We start from the raw sequence: 19,533 nt of genomic DNA, 5'->3' as shown, positions 1-19,533 counted from the left end.
TCAAAAGCAACCTAACCTGCCACTTTCGGGGCGGCTGCCTTAAAATCTTTCTGGATGCAGCAGTTTTTCAACCGCAACTTGCGCATTAATCCAGTGTTGACCACCAAACAGATTACTGCGGTTCAATAAATAATAAAGTTGATAAATAGGTTGGCGTTCAATAAAACCGCCAGGTAGGGGCCAGATACTCTGATAACCATCATAAATCTGTGCCGGAAGAGCTGGGTAGAGCGGCAGCATAGAAAGGTCGCACTCGCGGTCACCCCAATAACAGGCGGGATCAAAAATCACCGGACCATTGGCACTGGAAGCACAGTTAGCGGGCCATAAATCGCCGTGTAATAACGAAGGCTGTGGCTGGTGGCTTTGTAAACGCTCTTGAACAAGATGAGTAATATGCTCGATATCGCCAAATGACATACCTTTCTCGGCAGCTAATTGTAATTGCCAGCCGATACGTTGTTCAGAGAAAAACTGCGCCCAGCGACGCTGCCAGCTATTGGGTTGGGGTGTGGTGGATAAATCATTATCAAAATCCAGCCCAAATTGCAGTTGTTCACTCCATTGATGTAAATGTGCTAATTGTTGACCCAAACAATAAGCATTATGGGCATCTAAGGGTTTAAGCGGGATATACTCAAGTAGCAAGAAACTGTATTCACGATCACTGCCCACACCATAGACTTCAGGCACTTGGACGGTTTTGCTGCGGGCCAATAGAGAGAGTTGATCTGCCTCGGCGGTAAATATGGGCAGCATTTCACGGGTATCACATTTGACGAAAACTTCAGTATCACCATAGCTGAGACGCCAGGCATCATGAATATCTCCGCCGGGCAGTTCGGTTCTTTCTCGGATTTCAGCGGGCCCGAAATATTCACCTAACAGACGATTCACTGCTTGCCACATGATTCACCCCCTATCAGCTGCCAGTTATACCCTTCAAACGTGATGATTGAAGAGTGGTTCGCTTGCTGCCTACCTGTTATCCCATGGCCTTAGGGACAGAATATCAGGTTAACTTTTTTATGGTGTGAAGAACAAGAGCCCGTGCACAGGGATAGCCATGCAAGATCAAACAAACGACGGATTCTGCTATTTATTGGGCCCCTATCGCTGCTTTGGCTTATTACCATGAGAACAGAAATATACCTGGAAAATAGTAAGCAATAATAAGCCGTAGTGCGTGAATTCAATACGGCAAGTATATTAAAGCTCAATTCATTATAGCAGGTTACCTCTTGGCGTATTTTTAGCACCGTCATCTTGGGCTTTCAAAGCTATTGGGCGGCCCTTCGTCGGTTTTATATGGCTATATATGAGCGCAATGACAAAGAATAATGCTTGAATAATGACGATACAGGGGCCTGTCGCGCCGTCAATATGGAAGCTTATTAACGTCCCTAATACACATGAAAGCACAGAAGCCAGAGTGGCAACAACCAGCATTTGATCAAAACTGCGGCACACCATAAAAGCGATAATACCCGGAGATATCAACATGGCGATAACTAAAATAACCCCCACCGCCTGCAATGAAGCCACGATAGTTAATGCCAGCAAACACAGTAAACCATAGTGCAATAGCTTAACGGGCAGCCCAATGACACGGGCGTGGTTTGGGTCAAAGCAGTACAGCATGAAATCTTTGCGCTTTAACAGCACCACTAACAGAGTGAACCCGGCAATCCATAAGGTTTGTTTCAGTTCTGCCAGTGAAATACCCAGCATATTACCGAACAAAATATGACTCAGATGCTGGTCAGTATCCATACGGGAAAATAGCACCAGACCAAAAGCGAACATGCCTGAAAATACAATTCCCATGACCGTATCCTCTTTAACCCGACTGTTTTCTTTTAAATAGCCCGTGGCGACAGCACAAAAGATCCCTGAGATAAAAGCCCCGATAACCAATGGGATGCCCAACCAAAAGGCCAATACAATACCCGGTAGCACGGCGTGAGAGATAGCATCCCCCATTAATGACCAACCTTTTAACACCAGGTAGCAAGATAATACCGCACATACCACACCGGTAATGATGGCTGCGACTATCGCCCGTTGCATAAAGGGGTAGGCGAAAGGTTCGCTGACCAGGCTGAACAAGGTATTCATATATTATCCTCCGGACGTGGGGCCGCAGGGTGACGGCGCTTCTGGCGCGTTTGATAACGCGTTGCCAGCAAGCCGTGTTTAGGGGCGAAGACAAAGGCCAGCAGGAAAACCACTGTTTGTAAGGTCACAATGACCCCGCCGGTTGCCCCATCAAGATAGAAGCTGAGATAAGCACCAAAGGCACTGGTAAAAGCCCCAATGGCGATAGCTATCACCAGTAAACGGCTAAAACGGTCAGTCAACAAATAGGCTGTTGCCCCCGGCGTGACTACCATGGCAATCACTAGAATTGCCCCGACAGTTTGCAGCGCAGCCACAGTACAGGCACTCAGCAAGGTGAAGAATAAAATCTTTAACCGCAGGGGTGACAGGCCAATCGACAGGGCGTGGCCCTCATCAAAAAACACCGCCAGCAAGTCTTTCCAAATCAGACATAAAATCACAAAAGAGACCAAAATAATGATTTCGACTTGTAAAACATCTTCATCGGCTATGCCCAAAATATTACCGAAAATAATCGACTGCACATTGACGGAGGTGGGATTGAGCGAAACAATTAACAGCCCGACGGCAAAAAAAGTGGAGAAAATAAAACCGATGATGGCATCTTCACGCAGGCGGGTGATGTGGCGGACTAATGTCATAGCCAATGCTGCGAGCATGCCAGTAAAGAATGCGCCAGCGGCATAAGGCAGACCGAGGGCATAAGCACCCGCCACACCGGGCACGACGGAGTGCGAGAGTGCATCTCCCATCAGTGACCAACCTTTCAGCATCAAATAAGCAGATAAGAAAGCACAGACCGCACCGACAATCGCGCTCACCCAAATGGCTTTCACCATGTAATTGTAATTAAAGGGTTGCAGTAAAATTTCCAGCATCAGGGCGTGTTCTCCTTCGACTGGCTTTGCGCCGGTGGATCATTTTTGGTATGACCATAAAATACCGCAGGGCGTTCGTCATCAGTAATGACCGTCACGGTGCGCGGGTCATTATCGTCGTGTAGCGTATTCCCCGATAGATTGATATGGCGTAAGACGCCACCAAAAGTCATTTCAAGGTTCTTTTGAGTAAAAGTGGTCTCTGTTGGACCTGCCGCCAGCACGGTCTGATTAATCAGAATCACGTGGTCACAAAACTCCGGCACACTGCCGAGGTTATGAGTTGAAACCAAAATCAGATGCCCTTCATCGCGCAGTGCGCGCAGTAAATCAATGATGGCATTTTCCGTTTTGACATCAACCCCGGTGAAAGGCTCATCCAGCAGTAATACAGTGCCTTGCTGAGCCAGTGCTCGCGCCAGAAATACCCGCTTTTTCTGCCCGCCAGACAGTTCACCGATTTGCCGTGAACGCAATGCGGTTAATCCGACCCGCTCAATAGCCTTATCAACCAGAGCCTTATCTTCTCGACTCGGGATACGCAAAAAATTCATTTTCCCGTAGCGGCCCATCATCACCACGTCTTCAACTAAGACCGGAAAGTTCCAATCCACATCTTCGGTCTGCGGCACATAGGCGATGGTGTTTTGTTTTAAGGCGTGGCTAACCGGTTTATCACTCAGTTCGACTTTGCCCACACTGGGTTTGACTTGCCCCATGATGCTTTTAAACAGAGTCGATTTACCGCTACCATTGACGCCGACTAATGCGCAAATAGTCCCGCCAGTGAGGGAAAAACTGGCATCATAAATAGCCGTATGCCCATTGTTATAGGTAACAGTGACGTTATCCACGACCAACTCCGGGCGGACAAAAACAGCAGGGTTCATTGACCAAATCCTTTCGCGATAGTTTGCACTGTGGTGTTAATCAAATCGATATAAGTAGGAACAGGGCCTTTCTCATTCGAGAGAGAATCAACATATAACACCCCGCCGTATAGCGCTCCAGTTTCTTTGCTGACCTGCTTGGCGGGTTTATCAGAAATAGTGCTTTCGCTAAATATTACCGGGATTTTATTGGCGCGCATGGTATCGATAACATGGCGTACCTGTTGCGGGGAACCTTGCTCCTCAGCATTGATTGGCCATAAATAAACTTCTTTAAAACCATAATCTTTTGCCAGATAGCTGAAAGCACCCTCACTGGTCACTAGCCAGCGCTGCTGTTCTGGAATTCGGGATAAACGTTCACGCAATGGGGCATCCAGTGCGGCAATTTTCTCAGCATAGGCTTTGGCATTGCGATTATAAGTATCAGCATGAGCAGGATCGTGTTCAACCAACGCTTTACGAATATTTTCAATATAAATCAATGCGTTTGAGGGGGACATCCAGGCATGTGGGTTAGGAATACCTTTATATGGCCCTTCACGGATAGGGAGTGGGGTAATACCGTCGGTCACTACAACAGAAGGGACGTCTTTAATATTTTCGAAGAAGCGCTCAAACCAACGCTCCAGATTCATGCCATTCCATAAAATCAGGTCCGCTGACTGCGCTTTGACGATGTCGCGTGGGGTCGGTTGATAGTCATGGATTTCAGCACCGGGTTTAGTTATCGACTCGACCACGGCAGCATCACCGGCGACATTTTGCGCGATATCCTGAATAATCGTGAATGTCGTCACAATTTTGAATTTTTTATCTGGGTCGTTGGGCTTATTTTCTGCCAACGCTGAGGTACTGAGCAGTGATGAAATTGCTACAGCTGTTAACAAGGCGATGACACGTAAAAAACCAGGCCTAAAGCCGCTAATAGAGTGCAGGTAGGGTATTTTTTGCTTAGTAAACATGGCGATGTTCCCTTTCTTTAAATGAAAATGATTATCAATATCATTAGCGATGAAGTCAAGCCCCGCCATACAATAAACTAAAACTTACCGATAGTTACCGAATATAGCCTGATCATTATGTTAATAATGGTCAAACTAGCGCAAAAAATCTATTTGGACGAGGTGACAACTTGTATATGCTACCAAACGGCTTATTAGCTCGGGGAATACTGTGAATTCAAAAGTCGGTTGCCTAATGGCAATTTTATTGCTGGCGGGGTGTGCCAAACAAACCCCGCCACCGCAAGCAAATAATGGGTGGCTGAAGAACGCGCCCCAAGGTGGTTTCCTTAATGCACAGAAAAGCAGCGCAGGTTCAAGTACAGTTGCGTATAGCGATGTAATTAAACAAGCTGCCAGCCATTATGGTGTTGATGAAACTTTGATTAAAGCCATTATCCAAGTGGAGTCTGGTTATAATCCTGATGTGGTCAGTACTTCAAATGCCGTGGGTTTGATGCAAATTAAAGCGTCTACTGCGGGCCGTGATGCGTACCGGATGAAAGGGCGCAATGGTCAACCAAGCTCTGGCGAATTAAAAGATCCCGTGAAGAATATTGATATTGGGACGGCTTATATCAATATTTTGCAAAATCAGCAGTTAGCGGGGATAAGTGATCCGCAAACATTGCGTTATGCGACTATCGTTTCTTACGCCAATGGCGCGGGTGCTATGCTGCGGACGTTCTCATCAGATAAACGACTGGCAGTGAATAAAATTAATAGTCTTAGCCCGAACGAATTTTATCAGCATATACAAAAGAAACATCCGGCCGCACAAGCGCCACGTTATTTGTGGAAAGTCGATACCGCTTACCGGGCGATGTCAGAATAATATTAAAACGCTAACCGATGTCGTTTATGGATACTGTAATATGTGTATCAGTATAAATATCGGTTAGCGTTTCCCTCTATACCCGTCAAACCTCAAGCTACACACCGTTAGCTGCGTTTAATAACCCGAATCACTGACCGGTTAGTCGAGTTTAATGAGCCTCATGCTTGAGGCTCACCCTGCGGACGAGCATAAATGCTGTTCAAATCGGTTCCCGACTGATTTGTTTCTCGCTTACTACCTTCCGCAATTCGAATGACTTAGGGCTTATATCTTAAATAATGGGTTATGCAACAGCAGGGGTGTAGTTCGCAATAATATCCAGCACACCGTTGATAATAAATTGCACGCCCATACACACCAGCAAGAATCCCATCAGCCGTGAAATGGCTTCAATACCACTTTTCCCGACCCAACGCATAATGGCGCCAGAACTGAGCAGTGACCCCCATAAAATCAGTGAAACACTGAGAAAAATCAGCACTGGTGCGACTGTCACCACCCATGGGCTGAGCATGTCATGACCTTTTACAGAGGCCGCTGAGCTGATGATCATGGCGATAGTTCCGGGCCCGGCAGTGCTGGGCATTGCCAATGGCACAAAGGCAATATTGATCGATTTTCGTTGCTTTAAATCCTGTGATTTTGCTTCTAGCTGAGTATCTTCCGCTGATTGCTGTGGGAAAAGCATACGAAAACCAATAAATGCAACAATCAACCCGCCCGCGATGCGCAATCCAGGAATCGAAATACCAAAGGTACTCATGACAACCTGACCGGCGTAGTAAGCGACAGTCATAATAAAGAAGACATAAATTGATGCCATCTTCGACTGTTGATTACGCTCTTCGCTGGTCATATTGCCGGATAAACCGAGCAATAGCGCCACTGTCGTCAATGGATTTGCCAATGGCAGCAGGAGAACTAACCCCAAGCCAATGGCTTTAAATAACTCAAGAATACTGTGCATTCATCTTGCTCCGGACATAACCTCAAACCAACCCAATGAAAGTAAAACATATCAGGTAATTAACCGTACATCAGGCAAATATGCCCGTACACGCAATCACAATTAGTACTTACCTTGCCACTCTACGCGATACCGATGTTATTGCCCAATGTCATTGGCATCGATTCCCTGTAATTAGCGTAACGGTGATAACAACTACCCGAAGATATGTGATGTAGATCAAATCTCTGGCTGGCAACGGTTGGCTCAATACCGCCGATCCAGAATATACTTATCATACTTCAAGCTGCATGTGTGTTGGTTGCTTTCGTTTATCCCTGTCACTTACCTGAGTAAGCGCCGGGGGACTCGCTCAATTGCCGTCTTCCTGCAACCTGAATTATTTAGAACATAATCATGTCAGCATCAATTTTTGCAAGGAATAAGGTTTTGTGTATTTGTGATATCAGTGTTGAAGATGAATATATCCGTCAGCCATTATCGGCTTCCGCTGCGTGGGTATTAGATACTCAAGCCGCACGTGACCGTGGCCGTTTGCGTTTTTTAAAACCTAAACGTGAAGCCCGTCCCCGCTGGCGCTTAGCGCCGCTTAAAGATACTTACGAAATCCGCTTTTATCCTAATCGTTTACCCGAACTCTGGTTTTTCAGTGCGGAAAATGCGTCCAAGAAGCGGCTCTAATTACTTTTTAACTGAGTTCGCAGTCGGTTTTGTTTGACAATAAGCTAAAATGAATTTATTTTCATTTTTTGTGAATTTAAATTCATTTTGAGGTTTTATGTCAAGTGCATTATTACCGGTAGAAAAACAGTTTTATGCTTATAATCAGCATGATTTAGCCGCTTTCGTGGCAAATTTCAGTGATTCATTCGTTGCTTACAGAATGCCGTCTACCACACCATCGTTGGTGGGAAAGCAACAACTGACAGAATTTTATCGGACACAACGTTTTAATATTCCCACATTAAGAGCTGAACTGATCTCTCGTAGCGTTTTGGGTAATAAAGTGTTCGATTTGGAAATAATTTATGGATTAAGTGATGAGCCAATAGAAAGTATGGCTGTTTTTGAAGTCAATGATAGCTTGATTGTAACGGCATGGTTTTACTTTAAATAACGCATCTTTTTATTAACTTTCTACTTATCTCACCGGAGGCTTACATGGCATTTACTGATAATGAACGTAGCGCTTTGTTGGCCGTCAAGGGGGTTGGGCCAACTGTTATTACACGTTTGGAGCAACTCGGTTTTACTTCACTGGCTCAACTGGGTCAGGCTGATATGAATGAGATTGTTAGCAGCGCGGCCGCCATGGTGGGATCAACGTGTTGGAAAAATAGCCCTCAAGCGCGCTCAGCAATCCAAGCCGCTATTGATCTGGCCAAAATGCACTCATCAGAGTGAATGCATCTCAACCACGATCTTCCTTATATTCTTTCCCTCACTCGCATAGTTTATTTCTTTTGGTGCTCTGCAGTAGGGTATGGCATCAGTAAGTCATCCAGTATCTGCATCCTTTCTTCTATCCGAATATACAACCAGCGAGTAAACCAAGGTGTTTTCTCAGTGTTTTGTTGATGTGTTCGGCGAAAGTAAAGTTCGAGGCCCGACAGAACGTCGTTAGTTTGTTTCATCGTATTTCTCCCTCTTATTGACCAATATGCCAATCATAGGTACTAAAATGCGGAAGAAAAACGGATGGAATATATTTTATTGTTCAGTATTTATGGGCGCTGTCATTTTAATCAGTGAGGCGACATTGACGAGGAGAGAGAAAACAAAGCATGTAATTCTTGGTCTGGGCCAAATAAAACGCCCCGATTGCGTAAACAATCGGGGCGGCGTTCCAGTAACCATTGCTACACGGAAACGGAAATTGATTATGGGCATATCCTGTAGAAATAGCAATACACCCAGTGCTACTCAAAAGCAATAGATCATAATGTAAATCATTGTTGGTAAGGATAAACACCTTTACGCGGCTCCAAAGGGATATTCCGAGACATCACTCTGCAATCCATTATTATCGTGATGGATGTTAACGAGTATTTGATGTCTTTGACTGTTGGTGGTGCTCAGGTTAGGGGAATTTGAGGATCAGTGCAGGGGACAGAGAGATTTCTGAAACGGCAGACTCCTTTGCCAATACTTATCATAGAAGTAACCGTTTCAGTGTGGTGTAGTGATATGTTTTTATTTGATTATTTTCTGACTAGCCAATTTTCCGGCATAAAAATTTGCCTTTTATTACGCCATCAAAAAAACGACCTTTCGAAACGGCCGACATGCAATTTTGGTGAACACGCTCAGGGACGCCAAGATACTGATAAATCCCTTGTTCTCGGAACTGTATCTCCAGCATGCGATTTTCAGGATCATAACCAATCGACAAAATTCTGGAGGAGGTAACAGGTTGTCGCTGCAATAGTAGACCCTCAGTTATACGGTGTTGATATTATGCTGATCGTAGAGCAGTTTAAGCATGATAACTTTGTCGGTGATCATTATCACTGTTTGGTTGCAGTATTAATAGATTATTCGCTAGGTTTTATTGCCATTGCATTAAGTGGTGATAATATGGCTTCACTTTATGGCACTCACTGTGTCACAAAGTAAACTGTGCACACAGTTGCGTACCAATATAACAAACGTGGGTTAAATTGATGTCGCGACTTATTGAAATTAAACAATAATTACGTCTTACATGTGATCTGTCGTGTAAGCAATGCCATCAGTTCAACTACGTTCCATCCTGTTTCAATCAAATACGGCAAGCTAGTGATTACACTGGGTTACCGCCAACCTACCGTTTCAACCTGTTTCATCTCATACTTGTCTATGCCACGCAATTTGTGTACATATGAGTGTACATAATGTGGAGATGTACACAGTGCTCAGTGACGCCAAGCTCAGGAAGTTATCAGGTAAGCCAATCCCAAAATTGATAGAGATGCCTGACAGTGGAGGGTTATCGATAAGGGTAACCCCTTTAGGTCTGGTTGTATTTCAATATCGTTATCGCTTCGGCGTAAAGCCAAGGCGGATGACTCTTGGCGTGTACGATGATCTGTCGTTGAAAGAAGCACGTGAAATGGTTCAAGAGTCCAAGCGCATTCTTTTGTCCGGAAGAGACCCAATAATAGTAAAAGAGATGGAGCTGGAAAATAAAGTTGCATCTGTTACGGTGTCACTTTGTATCAAGCACTGGCTGGAAAGCGCTCAAGCAAAACTGCTGGTTAAGCATGACTATTGGGAGAGAGCCTTCGAAAGGCACGTCAATCCATACGTTGGATCTATGACCGTTGATGATATGGAGATATCTCACTGGCAACCGGTATTTAAGCGAATGAGAGAGAATGGCGCGGAAACCTTTGCTGGGATAATGCTTTCAAAGCTTAAGCAGGTGTTCTCGTATGGCATTCGCACTGAATACATAAAAGTAAATCCAGTGGTTAATCTAAGGGTTCAGGATGTTGGGAGGCCAGTCAAAGCCAGAAAACGACATTTCAGCGATGAAGAAATAGGACTGTTTTGGAATACACTCAACAACTCTACAATAACTCACCAGAACAAAATCTTTATAAAGCTGCTTCTATTGACAGCTTGCAGGGGCGTGGAGTTAAGAAAAGCCAAAAAAACAGAGTTTGATTTAAAAAACAGAGTTTGGATGGTGGTTGCAGAAAACTCAAAAACAAGAGAGCCTTTTGCCAGGGGGTTATCTAAAGAAGCAACAAAGTTACTGGAAGAGGCTTTCTCTCTCTATCCTGATTTCCGACAGGTTTTCCCCCCGGCAATAATTCAAGAGGATCGCCCCATGTCTGCGGGTGTTTTGATAAATATGGCGATGGTTTTGAGTGATGAAATGGGTGGGGATGGATGGGGGATTCATGACTTGCGGCGCACAGCAAAAACAAAAATGAGCGAACTGGGTGTCCTTCCCCATGTGTCAGAAAAAGTTCTTGGTCATAAGCTCGGTGGCGTACTGGCCGTTTATGACCAGCACGCCTGCTAAATATTGTGCAAAAGTAGACCAAGGGATCGGGGAATTATGGTGTAAAAGTGCACCACCCTGATTATTGATAAACTCTCCGTTTTTACGGAGATTTCCTTGGATGCTGTGCATGGAAACCATACTTAAAGTCAGAAGGCTTTCTCTTAAACAGGGGCTCTCTCAGAGAGCCATAGCCAAACAGCTACAAATATCTCGACATACCGTCAGTAAATACCTCGCAATTGAAACCAAAGAACCGCCAACATACAACCGGACACAGACTCACTACCCCAAACTGGGTGAGTTCATTCCAGTATTAAAACAACGCCTAACTGATGAAACCAAATTACCCGCCAAACAACGATTAACGGCCAGGCGTCACTTTGAAAGGCTCAGAACGGAGGGATATCAAGGCGCTTATTGTGCAGTCGCCTCTTTTATTAGGCAGTTCAAAGAACAATATCAACCCGCGCCCCACGTTGTTTTTATTCCCCAACGATTCAGTGCAGCAGATGCCTATCAATTTGATTGGAGTTTCGAAACAGTCAAATTAAATGGGTTATTGGTTAAACTTAAAGTTGCCCATTTTCGTTTATGTCACAGCAGAGCATTTTTTATTCGAGCTTACCCAAATGAGAAGCTTGATATGCTTATTGATGCTCATAATCACGCCTTTGCTTATTTTGGTGGTACACCCAATAGAGGTATTTATGACAATATGAAGACGGCTGTTAAACATATAGGAATGGGTAAAGAACGAATTTTTAATGATAAATTCTTAAGCATGATGAATCATTTCATTATAGAGCCGGTTGCCTGTACGCCAGCGTCTGGATGGTAGAAAGGACAGGTCGAGCGCCAAGTGAGAACATTACGGAAACAACTGTTTGAACCGACCCTGGCTTTTAATAGTATTGATGAGTTAAACAGTTTTCTATTGGACCAATGTTATCAGATCATCCAAACCGCCACACACCCGGAAGACAGAAGCAAAGTCATTAACGAGTTATTTTGTGCAGAGAAACCCTTCTGGCTCCTTATTTTCCTTATACCGGAGGGCAATTTGCAATAGTCCATATCAACTCCTTATCCTTATTCTGTTTTGATGGGCATAAATACAGCGTTCCCAATGATTTAGCGGGTAAGAAAGATGGCGCGAGAGTAAATCTCAAATCGTGGCACAAAGGATGGGCGGCAACAGCTGAGGGGAAGCCAGTTGGCGGTGGCTCATTCATATATAGAGCTAATGTGCCCAAGGCAAAACATAATGGCGGCACACATATTAGCCCAACAGTCCCGTGGGATGGGCTGCAAAGTAGTATAGCAGCGTACTTAACAGGGGCCGGAGAAACAGATCCTACTGGGAGTGGATGTTGGGTTCGTGACTTTCAAGGGAAAGTTAATTTAACTTGGTTCGGGACAAGAGGCGATGGCGTAACTGACGACGCTGCATCTATAACTGCATTTCGCAACTATTTAGTTTCACTGCCGAAGAAGAGAAAAGGATATATTCCGGCCGGTGTTTACAGCTATAGCGCTGGGCCGAATTGGTCAGTAAAAGGCATTCACTTAGTTGGTGACGGTAAGAATAATACGGTATTAAAATGCACTGCAGCACAAAAAGTAAGAACGCCAGTAACAGTTGGAGGGTCTCCGTTCACTTATAATAATGAATCTGGTGGCTTTGAATATGTATTGATTGTCGGGGGGAATGTAACTCAAATATTATTTAAAAGAGATACTGACTCATCTGTAACAGGAACCACGTCGGGTTTAATTATGTTGGCCCCGGGTGATCAGCTAGTAATATCTTACTCAACATTACCAGTAATTAGCCGAATCCCAATGGGTGAAAATTACACGTAATTAACTGAAGATTAAAGCAAGGTGCATCAAAAATTAATGAATGCACCTTGCTGTTTTTACTTTATATTACTATCAGTAATTGTCTTGTAAATATCATCGAAAACAATCTTTGAACCAAATGTCGATAGATGCAATCCGTCTATATAAACAGGTGATTTATCAACTGTCACTAAACATTCATTGTCTCTACATAGAGAAGTATTTGGGTCAATGAATGTAACATTTTCATTTTTAGAAAACGCCTCTTTTAACTTGTTATTAATTGCAATATCAAATTTCTTTCTTGTCGGGCTGCACTTAGCAAATAGCGCGTAGCCAGGCAAAACATTTTGCGCAAGGCATCCGTAAGCATTTGGATTCGTAGGGATTGGTATTCCAATTATATAATAATGTCTATCACCGCCTACTTCGATAATCTTCTTAATCTCTTCTATCCACACATCATAAAACTGGTCAATTGATAACTTTTCAGCATGGTTACCCCCCCTTTTTATTAGTTGGTCTTTATATTTATCCCATGCTGATGAGAATATAACGTTAGCATTCTCATACTTATCAAAGAGTCCCACTAGTTCTCCATATGCCTTTGAGCAGTTTATATCTTCTTTATTATCTTTGAATCTGCTGTAGTCAGGCATTATTGGGCATCCATGGAAAAACATATTTACGGATTTTAATTTCTTTTCATCAATTTCTTTTGCATATTGAGCTGCTAGCGAATCGCCAAATATTATAAAATCAACACCATTATCGGCATTTGATAAATAAGGCTTACTTGCTTCATATCCATACCCTCCATAGAATTTTCTCTTGAATTGCTCATTTGTTAGTCTTAACTCTTCTGGAACTCTAAAGTCAGCACCGATAGTCTTCTGTATAAAAATTGCACCACTCACAGCTAAAACGAACATTGATAAGTTAGCAAATGAAAATCGATTGTTAGTTTCAATGATGTAATAAATAGAGAATGCCAATAGTGCTGCGATAATAACGTATATTAATAGATTTAAATCAATATCAACTTTTCTCGCAAATACAATCAAAGGCCAATGAACAAGATACAGAGAATATGATATCTTGCCGATGAATTGCATTGCAAAATTTGATGTTACTAATGAGTTATTTCTGTTTGCAATGATGACGAGAACCGTACCGAGAACGGGAAGCATCGCATTATAACTGGGCCATAGCGTTTCGTTTGTGAATACAATGTAGCTTGCTGCTATCATTGTTAGCCCTGCAATCTCACATAATCTTGCTCTGTTTTTTATTACTCTGGCTTCATTCAGAATGAATGCTACTCCACCGGACAGCATTTCCCAAGCTCTTGCATTTAATGTAAAGTATGATTCTGTTGGGTAAATTGGGGTTCTATAAACTGAAATACCGAAAGATATTGCGGCTCCAATAAATATAGCTCTGCGAGTTAATTTTCCGCCGAGAATATAATGAATTAAAAGCAATGCCAACGGATAAACGATATAAAATTGCCACTCTACTGAAAGAGACCAAGTGTGTAATAATATATTATCTAAAGACGAAGTATCAAAATATCCGGTTTGGGATGCATACAAATAATTCGAGTAAAATAACATGCTACTAATGGCATTTGTAGCAAGCTCAAGAAAATCCTTGGGCAGAAGAATAAACCATCCCGCGAGCAGACAGATTGCACAGACAGCGCTGAGCGCAGGAACGATACGTTTCGCCCTAGCTGAATAAAACTTCAATATGCTAAACGAGTTTGAATCTAATCCAGTAAGAATTATTTTTGTCATCAAAAAACCGGAAATGACAAAGAAAACATCGACGCCCGCAAATCCGCCCGGCAGCCACGAATGATTGAAATGAAAAATGATTACAGCAATAACAGCTATAGCGCGTAACCCATTTATATCTTTTCTAAATTCCACAAAATGATCCCGATTAGTTATTTTCTTTATATCAACTGAATACATAGGCGGTTTTTCTTCAAACGCGCAGTAGTGTAGCACCCGATTTGCATATGATCGACACTATAGAGGCGGGACAGGGCGCAGAATAAAGAAAGCATTCTGAGTGGATAAACCAATAATGAGAATGTTAGTATGTCTTGTCCGTTATAGCGTCACACCATATGTGCAAAACGAGTTGTGTACATATGAGTGTACATATCAGGCAAAGTAAAGTCGGATAGCGTGTATAACATGTTGATTTTGAATAGTATTATACTTTTGCATGTGATCTGTCGTGTGGGTCACCACTGTAGATAAGGAATTAGAATGCCTGTTATTACCCTTCCTGACGGTAGTCAGCGTCAATATGATCGCGCCGTTTCTGTCCTTGATGTTGCCTTAGATATCGGCCCAGGTCTGGCAAAGGCCTGTATTGCTGGTCGTGTCAATGGTGAACTGGTGGATGCCGGTGACCTGATCGAGTCGGATGCTCAACTGGCCATTATCACTGCCAAAGATGCTGAAGGTTTGGAGATTCTTCGCCATTCCTGTGCGCACTTATTGGGGCACGCTATCAAGCAACTTTGGCCAGATACCAAGATGGCAATCGGCCCAGTTATCGACAACGGTTTCTATTACGATGTTGATATCGACCGTACTTTGACGCAGGAAGATCTTGATCTGCTGGAAAAGCGGATGCATGAACTTGCCGATAAAGATTACGACGTGATCAAGAAAAAGGTCAGTTGGCAAGAAGCCCGTGATACTTTTGCTGCTCGTGGTGAAGATTATAAAGTGGCTATTCTTGATGAGAATATCAGCCGCGATGATCGTCCTGGTTTATATCACCATGAAGAATACGTTGATATGTGCCGTGGCCCGCACGTTCCCAATATGCGTTTCTGCCATCATTTTAAATTGCAGAAAACCTCTGGGGCTTATTGGCGTGGCGACAGCAAAAATAAAATGCTGCAACGTATTTACGGCACGGCTTGGGGTGATAAGAAGCAACTGAATGCTTATCTGCAACGTCTGGAAGAGGCAGCCAAACGCGACCATCGTAAGATTGGTAAGCAGTTGGACCTTTACCACATGCAGGAAGAAGCACCCGGTATGGTGTTCTGGCACAACGACGGTTGGACTATCTTCCGTGAACTGGAAACTTTTGTGCGTATGAAGCTCAAAGAGTACCAGTACCAGGAAGTGAAAGGGCCATTTATGATGGACCGTGTTCTGTGGGAAAAAACCGGGCATTGGGAGAACTATGCTGAGCATATGTTTACCACGTCGTCGGAAAACCGCGAGTACTGCATCAAGCCAATGAACTGCCCAGGGCATGTGCAGATCTTCAACCAAGGGTTGAAATCATACCGTGACCTGCCACTGCGTATGGCCGAGTTCGGTAGCTGTCATCGTAATGAGCCATCAGGCGCGTTGCACGGATTAATGCGTGTGCGTGGCTTTACTCAGGACGATGCACACATCTTCTGTACTGAAGAACAGGTTCGCGATGAAGTGAACAGCTGTATCAAGATGGTGTACGACATGTACAGCACCTTTGGTTTTGAAAAGATTGTGGTCAAGCTGTCTACACGTCCTGAAAAGCGTATTGGTAGCGATGACTTATGGACTCGTGCTGAAGACGATTTAGCCGCAGCACTGACTGAAAACGGTATTCCGTTTGATTATCAGCCGGGTGAAGGTGCCTTCTACGGTCCGAAAATTGAATTTACCTTGCATGATTGTTTGGATCGTGCGTGGCAGTGTGGTACCGTACAGCTCGATTTCTCATTACCGGGCCGCTTAAGTGCGTCTTACATCGGCGAAAATAACGATCGTCAGGTGCCAGTAATGATTCACCGGGCTATTTTGGGGTCAATGGAGCGCTTCATTGGTATTCTTACCGAAGAATATGCAGGCTTCTTCCCAACTTGGTTAGCACCGGTACAAGTCGTGGTGATGAATATCACTGATAGTCAGTCTGATTATGTCCAACAAGTGACCAAAAAACTGCAAGATGCAGGGATTAGGGCAAAAGCGGACTTGAGAAATGAGAAGATTGGCTTTAAAATTCGTGAACATACGTTGCGTCGGGTTCCATATATGTTGGTCTGTGGCGATAAAGAGGTCGAATCAGGCAAAATTGCCGTTCGTACCCGCCGTGGTAAAGACTTAGGAAGCTTAGATGTCAACGTGGTCGTAGACCAGCTGCTAGCAGAAATTCGCAGCCGTAGTCTTCATCAACTGGAGGAATAAAGTATTAAAGGCGGAAAACGAGTTCAACCGGCGCGTCCTAATCGCATCAACAAAGAGATTCGCGCCACAGAAGTTCGCTTAACAGGCGTCGATGGTGAGCAGATTGGCATTGTCAGTCTGAATGAAGCTCTTGAAAAAGCTGAGGAAGCTGGTGTTGATTTAGTAGAAATCAGTCCGAATGCCGAGCCGCCGGTTTGTCGTATCATGGATTACGGCAAATTCCTCTATGAGAAGAGCAAGTCGACAAAAGAACAGAAGAAGAAGCAAAAAGTCATTCAGGTCAAGGAAATTAAATTCCGTCCTGGTACCGATGATGGCGACTATCAGGTCAAACTACGCAACCTGATTCGCTTTCTGGAAGATGGCGATAAAGCCAAAATCACTCTGCGATTCCGTGGACGTGAGATGGCGCACCAACAGATCGGCATGGAAGTCCTTAACCGTGTCAAAAAAGATCTGACTGAAGATTCTGATTTGGCTGTCGTGGAGTCTTTCCCGACTCGTATCGAAGGCCGTCAGATGATCATGGTGCTCGCACCTAAGAAGAGACAGTAAGGCACTCAAGTAACAGGCTTCTCTATGCTTGCATAGCAAGAAGTCTGTTCGCCTAGCTAGCTCGTTGTAATTAACAATGCGAAGTGGATATATTCAATGCCAAAAATTAAGACAGTACGCGGCGCCGCTAAGCGCTTTAAAAAAACCGGTGCCGGTGGTTTTAAGCGTAAGCATGCCAACCTGCGTCATATTTTGACCAAAAAAGCTACTAAGCGTAAACGTCATTTACGTCCAAAAGGCATGGTATCTAAGAACGATCTAGGTTTGGTCGTAGCATGTCTGCCATACGCATAAGTAATTTTGGTTTGAATTAAGACGATAGGAGAAGTAAATGGCTCGCGTAAAACGTGGTGTGGTAGCTCGTGCACGTCACAAAAAAATCTTAAAGCAGGCGAAGGGTTACTATGGTGCCCGTTCGCGCGTTTATCGTGTTGCTTTCCAGGCAGTGATCAAGGCAGGCCAATACGCCTACCGTGACCGCCGTCAACGGAAGCGTCAATTCCGCCAATTGTGGATTGCACGTATCAACGCAGCTGCTCGTCAGAATGACATGTCTTACAGCAAATTCATTAATGGTCTGAAAAAGGCTTCTATTGAAATTGACCGTAAGATCTTGGCTGACATCGCAGTATTTGACAAAGTGGCATTCTCTGCACTAGTCGAAAAAGCGAAAGCAGCTCTGGCGTAAGTCAGAATTGAAGAGGGAGCTTGTCTCCCTCTTTTAATTTTTAGCTTCTTAGTAAGAAGGTCATCGTTATGATGTATGCAGTTACTTTTCGCTTCTTTTTTTACTTTAGCGTCTGATTTCAGGAGGCTTGCGCGTAAGAATAGAAACGAAAAATAGCGCCTAAGCCTCCCATAGTGGAGGCTTTTTTGTTTTTTGCTCAACAGCCCTTATGGTGATGTGAGTCGAGGTATCACTGATGGGGTACCTTACTGATTTTATGTAAAAGATTCATTTCGGTTATCGGATTTTAACTAATAACATATATCCTAAATAATTCGAGTGGCAGGAAGTCGGTAAGCGAATGACAAATGGGCTGTAAGCCATTTTGAAGAGCGCTTACGCTGGCTCGCAGGATGAGCCTTTGATGAGGTTCATAATCCCGATGAGCTTACTTATTTTTTTAAGATCAAGATGAGTAGGTGATTCTGGTAACTGAACCAGCTAATACTTTTGCAACTCCAAATATAACGGATATAACTACAAGCGGGCCATACGGCCAGAGGAAGAGAAAACAATGCCACATCTCGCAGAGCTGGTTGCCAAAGCTAAAGCAGCCGTAGAAGATGCCCAGGATGTTGCCGCGTTGGATTTGGTGCGCGTCGAATATTTAGGCAAGAAAGGCCATTTGACCCTTCAAATGACATCGCTGCGTGAGCTACCAGCTGAAGAACGTCCAGCAGCAGGTGCCGTCATTAATCAGGCTAAACAAGAAGTACAAGAAGCACTTAATGCTCGCAAGGAAAAGCTGGAATCAGCGGTTCTGAATGCCCGGCTGGCGGCCGAAACCATTGATGTATCCTTACCAGGGCGTCGTATGGAAAATGGTGGGTTGCATCCGGTGACTCGTACAATTGATCGTATTGAAACTTTCTTCGGCGAATTGGGCTTCTCTGTAGAGTCTGGCCCGGAAATCGAAGATGACTATCATAACTTCGATGCATTGAATATCCCGGCTCATCACCCGGCTCGTGCTGACCACGATACGTTCTGGTTTGATGCTACGCGATTGCTACGCACGCAGACATCAGGCGTGCAGATTCGTACCATGCAAGGTCAGCAGCCGCCTATTCGGATTATCGTGCCTGGCCGTGTTTATCGTAACGATTACGACCAAACGCACACGCCGATGTTCCATCAAATGGAAGGGCTGATCGTTGACCGTGATATCAGCTTCACCAATCTAAAAGGCACTCTGCACGATTTCCTGCGTAATTTCTTCGAAGAAGATCTGCAAATTCGCTTCCGTCCCTCTTATTTCCCATTTACCGAACCTTCTGCTGAAGTTGATGTTATGGGTAAAAATGGTAAATGGCTCGAAGTATTGGGTTGCGGCATGGTGCATCCAAATGTATTACGAAACGTAGGTATTGATCCTGAGATTTATTCGGGCTTTGCATTTGGTATGGGAATGGAGCGCTTAACGATGCTACGTTACGGTGTCACTGATTTGCGAGCATTCTTCGAAAATGATCTACGTTTCCTCAAACAGTTTAAGTAAGGCGGGAA

22 protein-coding genes, 1 pseudogene and 1 other annotated feature are annotated in these 19,533 nt (G+C 44.1%); of the genes and pseudogenes, 14 read left to right on the top strand and 9 right to left on the bottom strand.

Annotated features, from left to right (window positions below; translation table 11 throughout):
* Positions 1-39: 39 nt before the first annotated feature.
* The 5 genes from DX162_RS17405 to yfeA form a co-directional block, all read right to left on the bottom strand.
* The gene (locus DX162_RS17405) at positions 40-909 is read right to left on the bottom strand and encodes a fructosamine kinase family protein (RefSeq protein ID WP_004393270.1); all 870 of its coding nucleotides are present in this window, start codon (positions 907-909) and stop codon (positions 40-42) included.
* 315 nt (positions 910-1,224) lie between these two features.
* A complete protein-coding gene (gene yfeD / locus DX162_RS17400; RefSeq protein WP_032821137.1) occupies positions 1,225-2,118 on the bottom strand; it encodes an iron/manganese ABC transporter permease subunit YfeD in 894 nt (297 codons plus the stop codon).
* Positions 2,115-2,999 carry an iron/manganese ABC transporter permease subunit YfeC gene (gene yfeC, locus DX162_RS17395; protein WP_004393273.1) on the bottom strand — a complete coding sequence of 295 codons (885 nt, stop codon included), beginning with the start codon at positions 2,997-2,999 and terminating at the stop codon, positions 2,115-2,117. The genes yfeD and yfeC overlap by 4 nt, the downstream gene beginning before the upstream one ends.
* On the bottom strand, positions 2,999-3,889 hold the full coding sequence (gene yfeB / locus DX162_RS17390) for an iron/manganese ABC transporter ATP-binding protein YfeB (protein WP_032821138.1): 891 nt from the start codon (positions 3,887-3,889) through the stop codon (positions 2,999-3,001). The genes yfeC and yfeB overlap by 1 nt, the downstream gene beginning before the upstream one ends.
* Positions 3,886-4,854, bottom strand: coding sequence for an iron/manganese ABC transporter substrate-binding protein YfeA (gene yfeA, locus DX162_RS17385; RefSeq protein ID WP_032821143.1), 969 nt, complete (start codon positions 4,852-4,854; stop codon positions 3,886-3,888). The genes yfeB and yfeA overlap by 4 nt, the downstream gene beginning before the upstream one ends.
* A gap of 211 nt (positions 4,855-5,065) precedes the next feature.
* On the opposite strand from yfeA, the gene DX162_RS17380 reads away from it, so the two are divergent.
* Positions 5,066-5,728: a transglycosylase SLT domain-containing protein gene (locus tag DX162_RS17380; protein ID WP_032821139.1), complete on the top strand. Its 663-nt coding sequence runs from the start codon at positions 5,066-5,068 to the stop codon at positions 5,726-5,728.
* Positions 5,729-6,014: 286 nt separating this feature from the next.
* Here the strand turns inward: DX162_RS17380 and DX162_RS17375 are convergent, their stop codons facing one another.
* Complete coding sequence (locus DX162_RS17375; RefSeq protein ID WP_115155880.1) at positions 6,015-6,698, bottom strand: MarC family NAAT transporter; 684 nt, start codon at positions 6,696-6,698, stop codon at positions 6,015-6,017.
* Positions 6,699-7,127: 429 nt separating this feature from the next.
* Here DX162_RS17375 and DX162_RS17370 point away from each other — a divergent pair, with 429 nt between their 5' ends.
* The 3 genes from DX162_RS17370 to DX162_RS17360 all read left to right on the top strand — a co-directional run bounded on the left by DX162_RS17370 (position 7,128) and on the right by DX162_RS17360 (position 8,102).
* Entirely contained in the window at positions 7,128-7,379 is a 252-nt protein-coding gene (locus DX162_RS17370; protein ID WP_004393282.1) for a hypothetical protein, read from the top strand.
* Between the two features lie 97 nt (positions 7,380-7,476).
* Complete coding sequence (locus DX162_RS17365) at positions 7,477-7,815, top strand: nuclear transport factor 2 family protein (RefSeq protein WP_004393287.1); 339 nt, start codon at positions 7,477-7,479, stop codon at positions 7,813-7,815.
* Between the two features lie 44 nt (positions 7,816-7,859).
* Positions 7,860-8,102, top strand: coding sequence for a hypothetical protein (locus DX162_RS17360; RefSeq protein WP_004393289.1), 243 nt, complete (start codon positions 7,860-7,862; stop codon positions 8,100-8,102).
* 50 nt (positions 8,103-8,152) lie between these two features.
* On the opposite strand, the gene DX162_RS17355 is transcribed toward DX162_RS17360, so the two are convergent.
* Both DX162_RS17355 and DX162_RS17345 read right to left on the bottom strand, forming a co-directional pair.
* Entirely contained in the window at positions 8,153-8,332 is a 180-nt protein-coding gene (locus tag DX162_RS17355) for a hypothetical protein (RefSeq protein WP_032821140.1), read from the bottom strand.
* A 578-nt stretch (positions 8,333-8,910) separates the two neighbouring features.
* Entirely contained in the window at positions 8,911-9,123 is a 213-nt protein-coding gene (locus DX162_RS17345; protein ID WP_032821141.1) for a KTSC domain-containing protein, read from the bottom strand.
* Between the two features lie 32 nt (positions 9,124-9,155).
* Here DX162_RS17345 and DX162_RS22330 point away from each other — a divergent pair, with 32 nt between their 5' ends.
* The 4 genes and pseudogenes from DX162_RS22330 (at position 9,156) to DX162_RS22610 (ending at position 12,555) form a co-directional block, all read left to right on the top strand.
* Entirely contained in the window at positions 9,156-9,314 is a 159-nt protein-coding gene (locus DX162_RS22330) for a hypothetical protein (protein WP_004393291.1), read from the top strand.
* Positions 9,315-9,579: 265 nt separating this feature from the next.
* Positions 9,580-10,710 (top strand): tyrosine-type recombinase/integrase, encoded by a 1,131-nt coding sequence (locus DX162_RS17340; RefSeq protein ID WP_172460446.1) that lies wholly within the window; start codon positions 9,580-9,582, stop codon positions 10,708-10,710.
* Positions 10,711-10,810: 100 nt separating this feature from the next.
* Positions 10,811-11,838: pseudogene (gene istA / locus DX162_RS17330) on the top strand (IS21 family transposase); the annotation flags it as partial.
* A gap of 99 nt (positions 11,839-11,937) precedes the next feature.
* Positions 11,938-12,555 carry a glycoside hydrolase family 55 protein gene (locus DX162_RS22610; protein WP_227744201.1) on the top strand — a complete coding sequence of 206 codons (618 nt, stop codon included), beginning with the start codon at positions 11,938-11,940 and terminating at the stop codon, positions 12,553-12,555.
* A 56-nt stretch (positions 12,556-12,611) separates the two neighbouring features.
* Here the strand turns inward: DX162_RS22610 and DX162_RS17325 are convergent, their stop codons facing one another.
* Entirely contained in the window at positions 12,612-14,513 is a 1,902-nt protein-coding gene (locus DX162_RS17325) for an acyltransferase family protein (protein WP_050413841.1), read from the bottom strand.
* 303 nt (positions 14,514-14,816) lie between these two features.
* Here DX162_RS17325 and thrS point away from each other — a divergent pair, with 303 nt between their 5' ends.
* From thrS to pheS, 6 genes are all read left to right on the top strand, one after another.
* The gene (gene thrS, locus DX162_RS17320) at positions 14,817-16,745 is read left to right on the top strand and encodes a threonine--tRNA ligase (protein WP_004393355.1); all 1,929 of its coding nucleotides are present in this window, start codon (positions 14,817-14,819) and stop codon (positions 16,743-16,745) included.
* A 3-nt stretch (positions 16,746-16,748) separates the two neighbouring features.
* Positions 16,749-17,300: a translation initiation factor IF-3 gene (gene infC / locus DX162_RS17315; protein ID WP_011816226.1), complete on the top strand. Its 552-nt coding sequence runs from the start codon at positions 16,749-16,751 to the stop codon at positions 17,298-17,300.
* A 96-nt stretch (positions 17,301-17,396) separates the two neighbouring features.
* Positions 17,397-17,594, top strand: coding sequence for a 50S ribosomal protein L35 (gene rpmI, locus DX162_RS17310; protein WP_004713020.1), 198 nt, complete (start codon positions 17,397-17,399; stop codon positions 17,592-17,594).
* Between the two features lie 37 nt (positions 17,595-17,631).
* Positions 17,632-17,988 (top strand): 50S ribosomal protein L20, encoded by a 357-nt coding sequence (rplT, locus tag DX162_RS17305; RefSeq protein WP_004393357.1) that lies wholly within the window; start codon positions 17,632-17,634, stop codon positions 17,986-17,988.
* 67 nt (positions 17,989-18,055) lie between these two features.
* Positions 18,056-18,178: a sequence feature (Phe leader region), on the top strand.
* Positions 18,057-18,104, top strand: coding sequence for a pheST operon leader peptide PheM (gene pheM / locus DX162_RS22945; RefSeq protein ID WP_153043087.1), 48 nt, complete (start codon positions 18,057-18,059; stop codon positions 18,102-18,104). Its footprint overlaps the feature before it by 48 nt.
* A 363-nt stretch (positions 18,179-18,541) precedes the next feature.
* Entirely contained in the window at positions 18,542-19,525 is a 984-nt protein-coding gene (pheS, locus tag DX162_RS17300; RefSeq protein WP_004393358.1) for a phenylalanine--tRNA ligase subunit alpha, read from the top strand.
* Positions 19,526-19,533 lie beyond the last annotated feature (8 nt).

It is taken from the genome of Yersinia kristensenii (genome assembly GCF_900460525.1).
Taxonomy (GTDB): Bacteria; Pseudomonadota; Gammaproteobacteria; order Enterobacterales; family Enterobacteriaceae; genus Yersinia; species Yersinia kristensenii.
The sequence above is the reverse complement of the archived record's forward strand: the minus strand, read 5'-3'. Positions and strand labels throughout refer to the sequence as shown.

Coding starts and splice junctions, on each gene's coding strand:
- DX162_RS17405 (WP_004393270.1), bottom strand. CDS start 909: ATGTGGCAAGCAGTGAATCGTCTGTTAGGTGAATATTTCGGGCCCGCT.
- yfeD (WP_032821137.1), bottom strand. CDS start 2,118: ATGAATACCTTGTTCAGCCTGGTCAGCGAACCTTTCGCCTACCCCTTT.
- yfeC (WP_004393273.1), bottom strand. CDS start 2,999: ATGCTGGAAATTTTACTGCAACCCTTTAATTACAATTACATGGTGAAA.
- yfeB (WP_032821138.1), bottom strand. CDS start 3,889: ATGAACCCTGCTGTTTTTGTCCGCCCGGAGTTGGTCGTGGATAACGTC.
- yfeA (WP_032821143.1), bottom strand. CDS start 4,854: ATGTTTACTAAGCAAAAAATACCCTACCTGCACTCTATTAGCGGCTTT.
- DX162_RS17375 (WP_115155880.1), bottom strand. CDS start 6,698: ATGCACAGTATTCTTGAGTTATTTAAAGCCATTGGCTTGGGGTTAGTT.
- DX162_RS17365 (WP_004393287.1), top strand. CDS start 7,477: ATGTCAAGTGCATTATTACCGGTAGAAAAACAGTTTTATGCTTATAAT.
- DX162_RS17360 (WP_004393289.1), top strand. CDS start 7,860: ATGGCATTTACTGATAATGAACGTAGCGCTTTGTTGGCCGTCAAGGGG.
- DX162_RS17355 (WP_032821140.1), bottom strand. CDS start 8,332: ATGAAACAAACTAACGACGTTCTGTCGGGCCTCGAACTTTACTTTCGC.
- DX162_RS22330 (WP_004393291.1), top strand. CDS start 9,156: ATGCTGATCGTAGAGCAGTTTAAGCATGATAACTTTGTCGGTGATCAT.
- DX162_RS17340 (WP_172460446.1), top strand. CDS start 9,580: ATGTACACAGTGCTCAGTGACGCCAAGCTCAGGAAGTTATCAGGTAAG.
- DX162_RS17325 (WP_050413841.1), bottom strand. CDS start 14,513: ATGTATTCAGTTGATATAAAGAAAATAACTAATCGGGATCATTTTGTG.
- thrS (WP_004393355.1), top strand. CDS start 14,817: ATGCCTGTTATTACCCTTCCTGACGGTAGTCAGCGTCAATATGATCGC.
- rpmI (WP_004713020.1), top strand. CDS start 17,397: ATGCCAAAAATTAAGACAGTACGCGGCGCCGCTAAGCGCTTTAAAAAA.
- rplT (WP_004393357.1), top strand. CDS start 17,632: ATGGCTCGCGTAAAACGTGGTGTGGTAGCTCGTGCACGTCACAAAAAA.
- pheS (WP_004393358.1), top strand. CDS start 18,542: ATGCCACATCTCGCAGAGCTGGTTGCCAAAGCTAAAGCAGCCGTAGAA.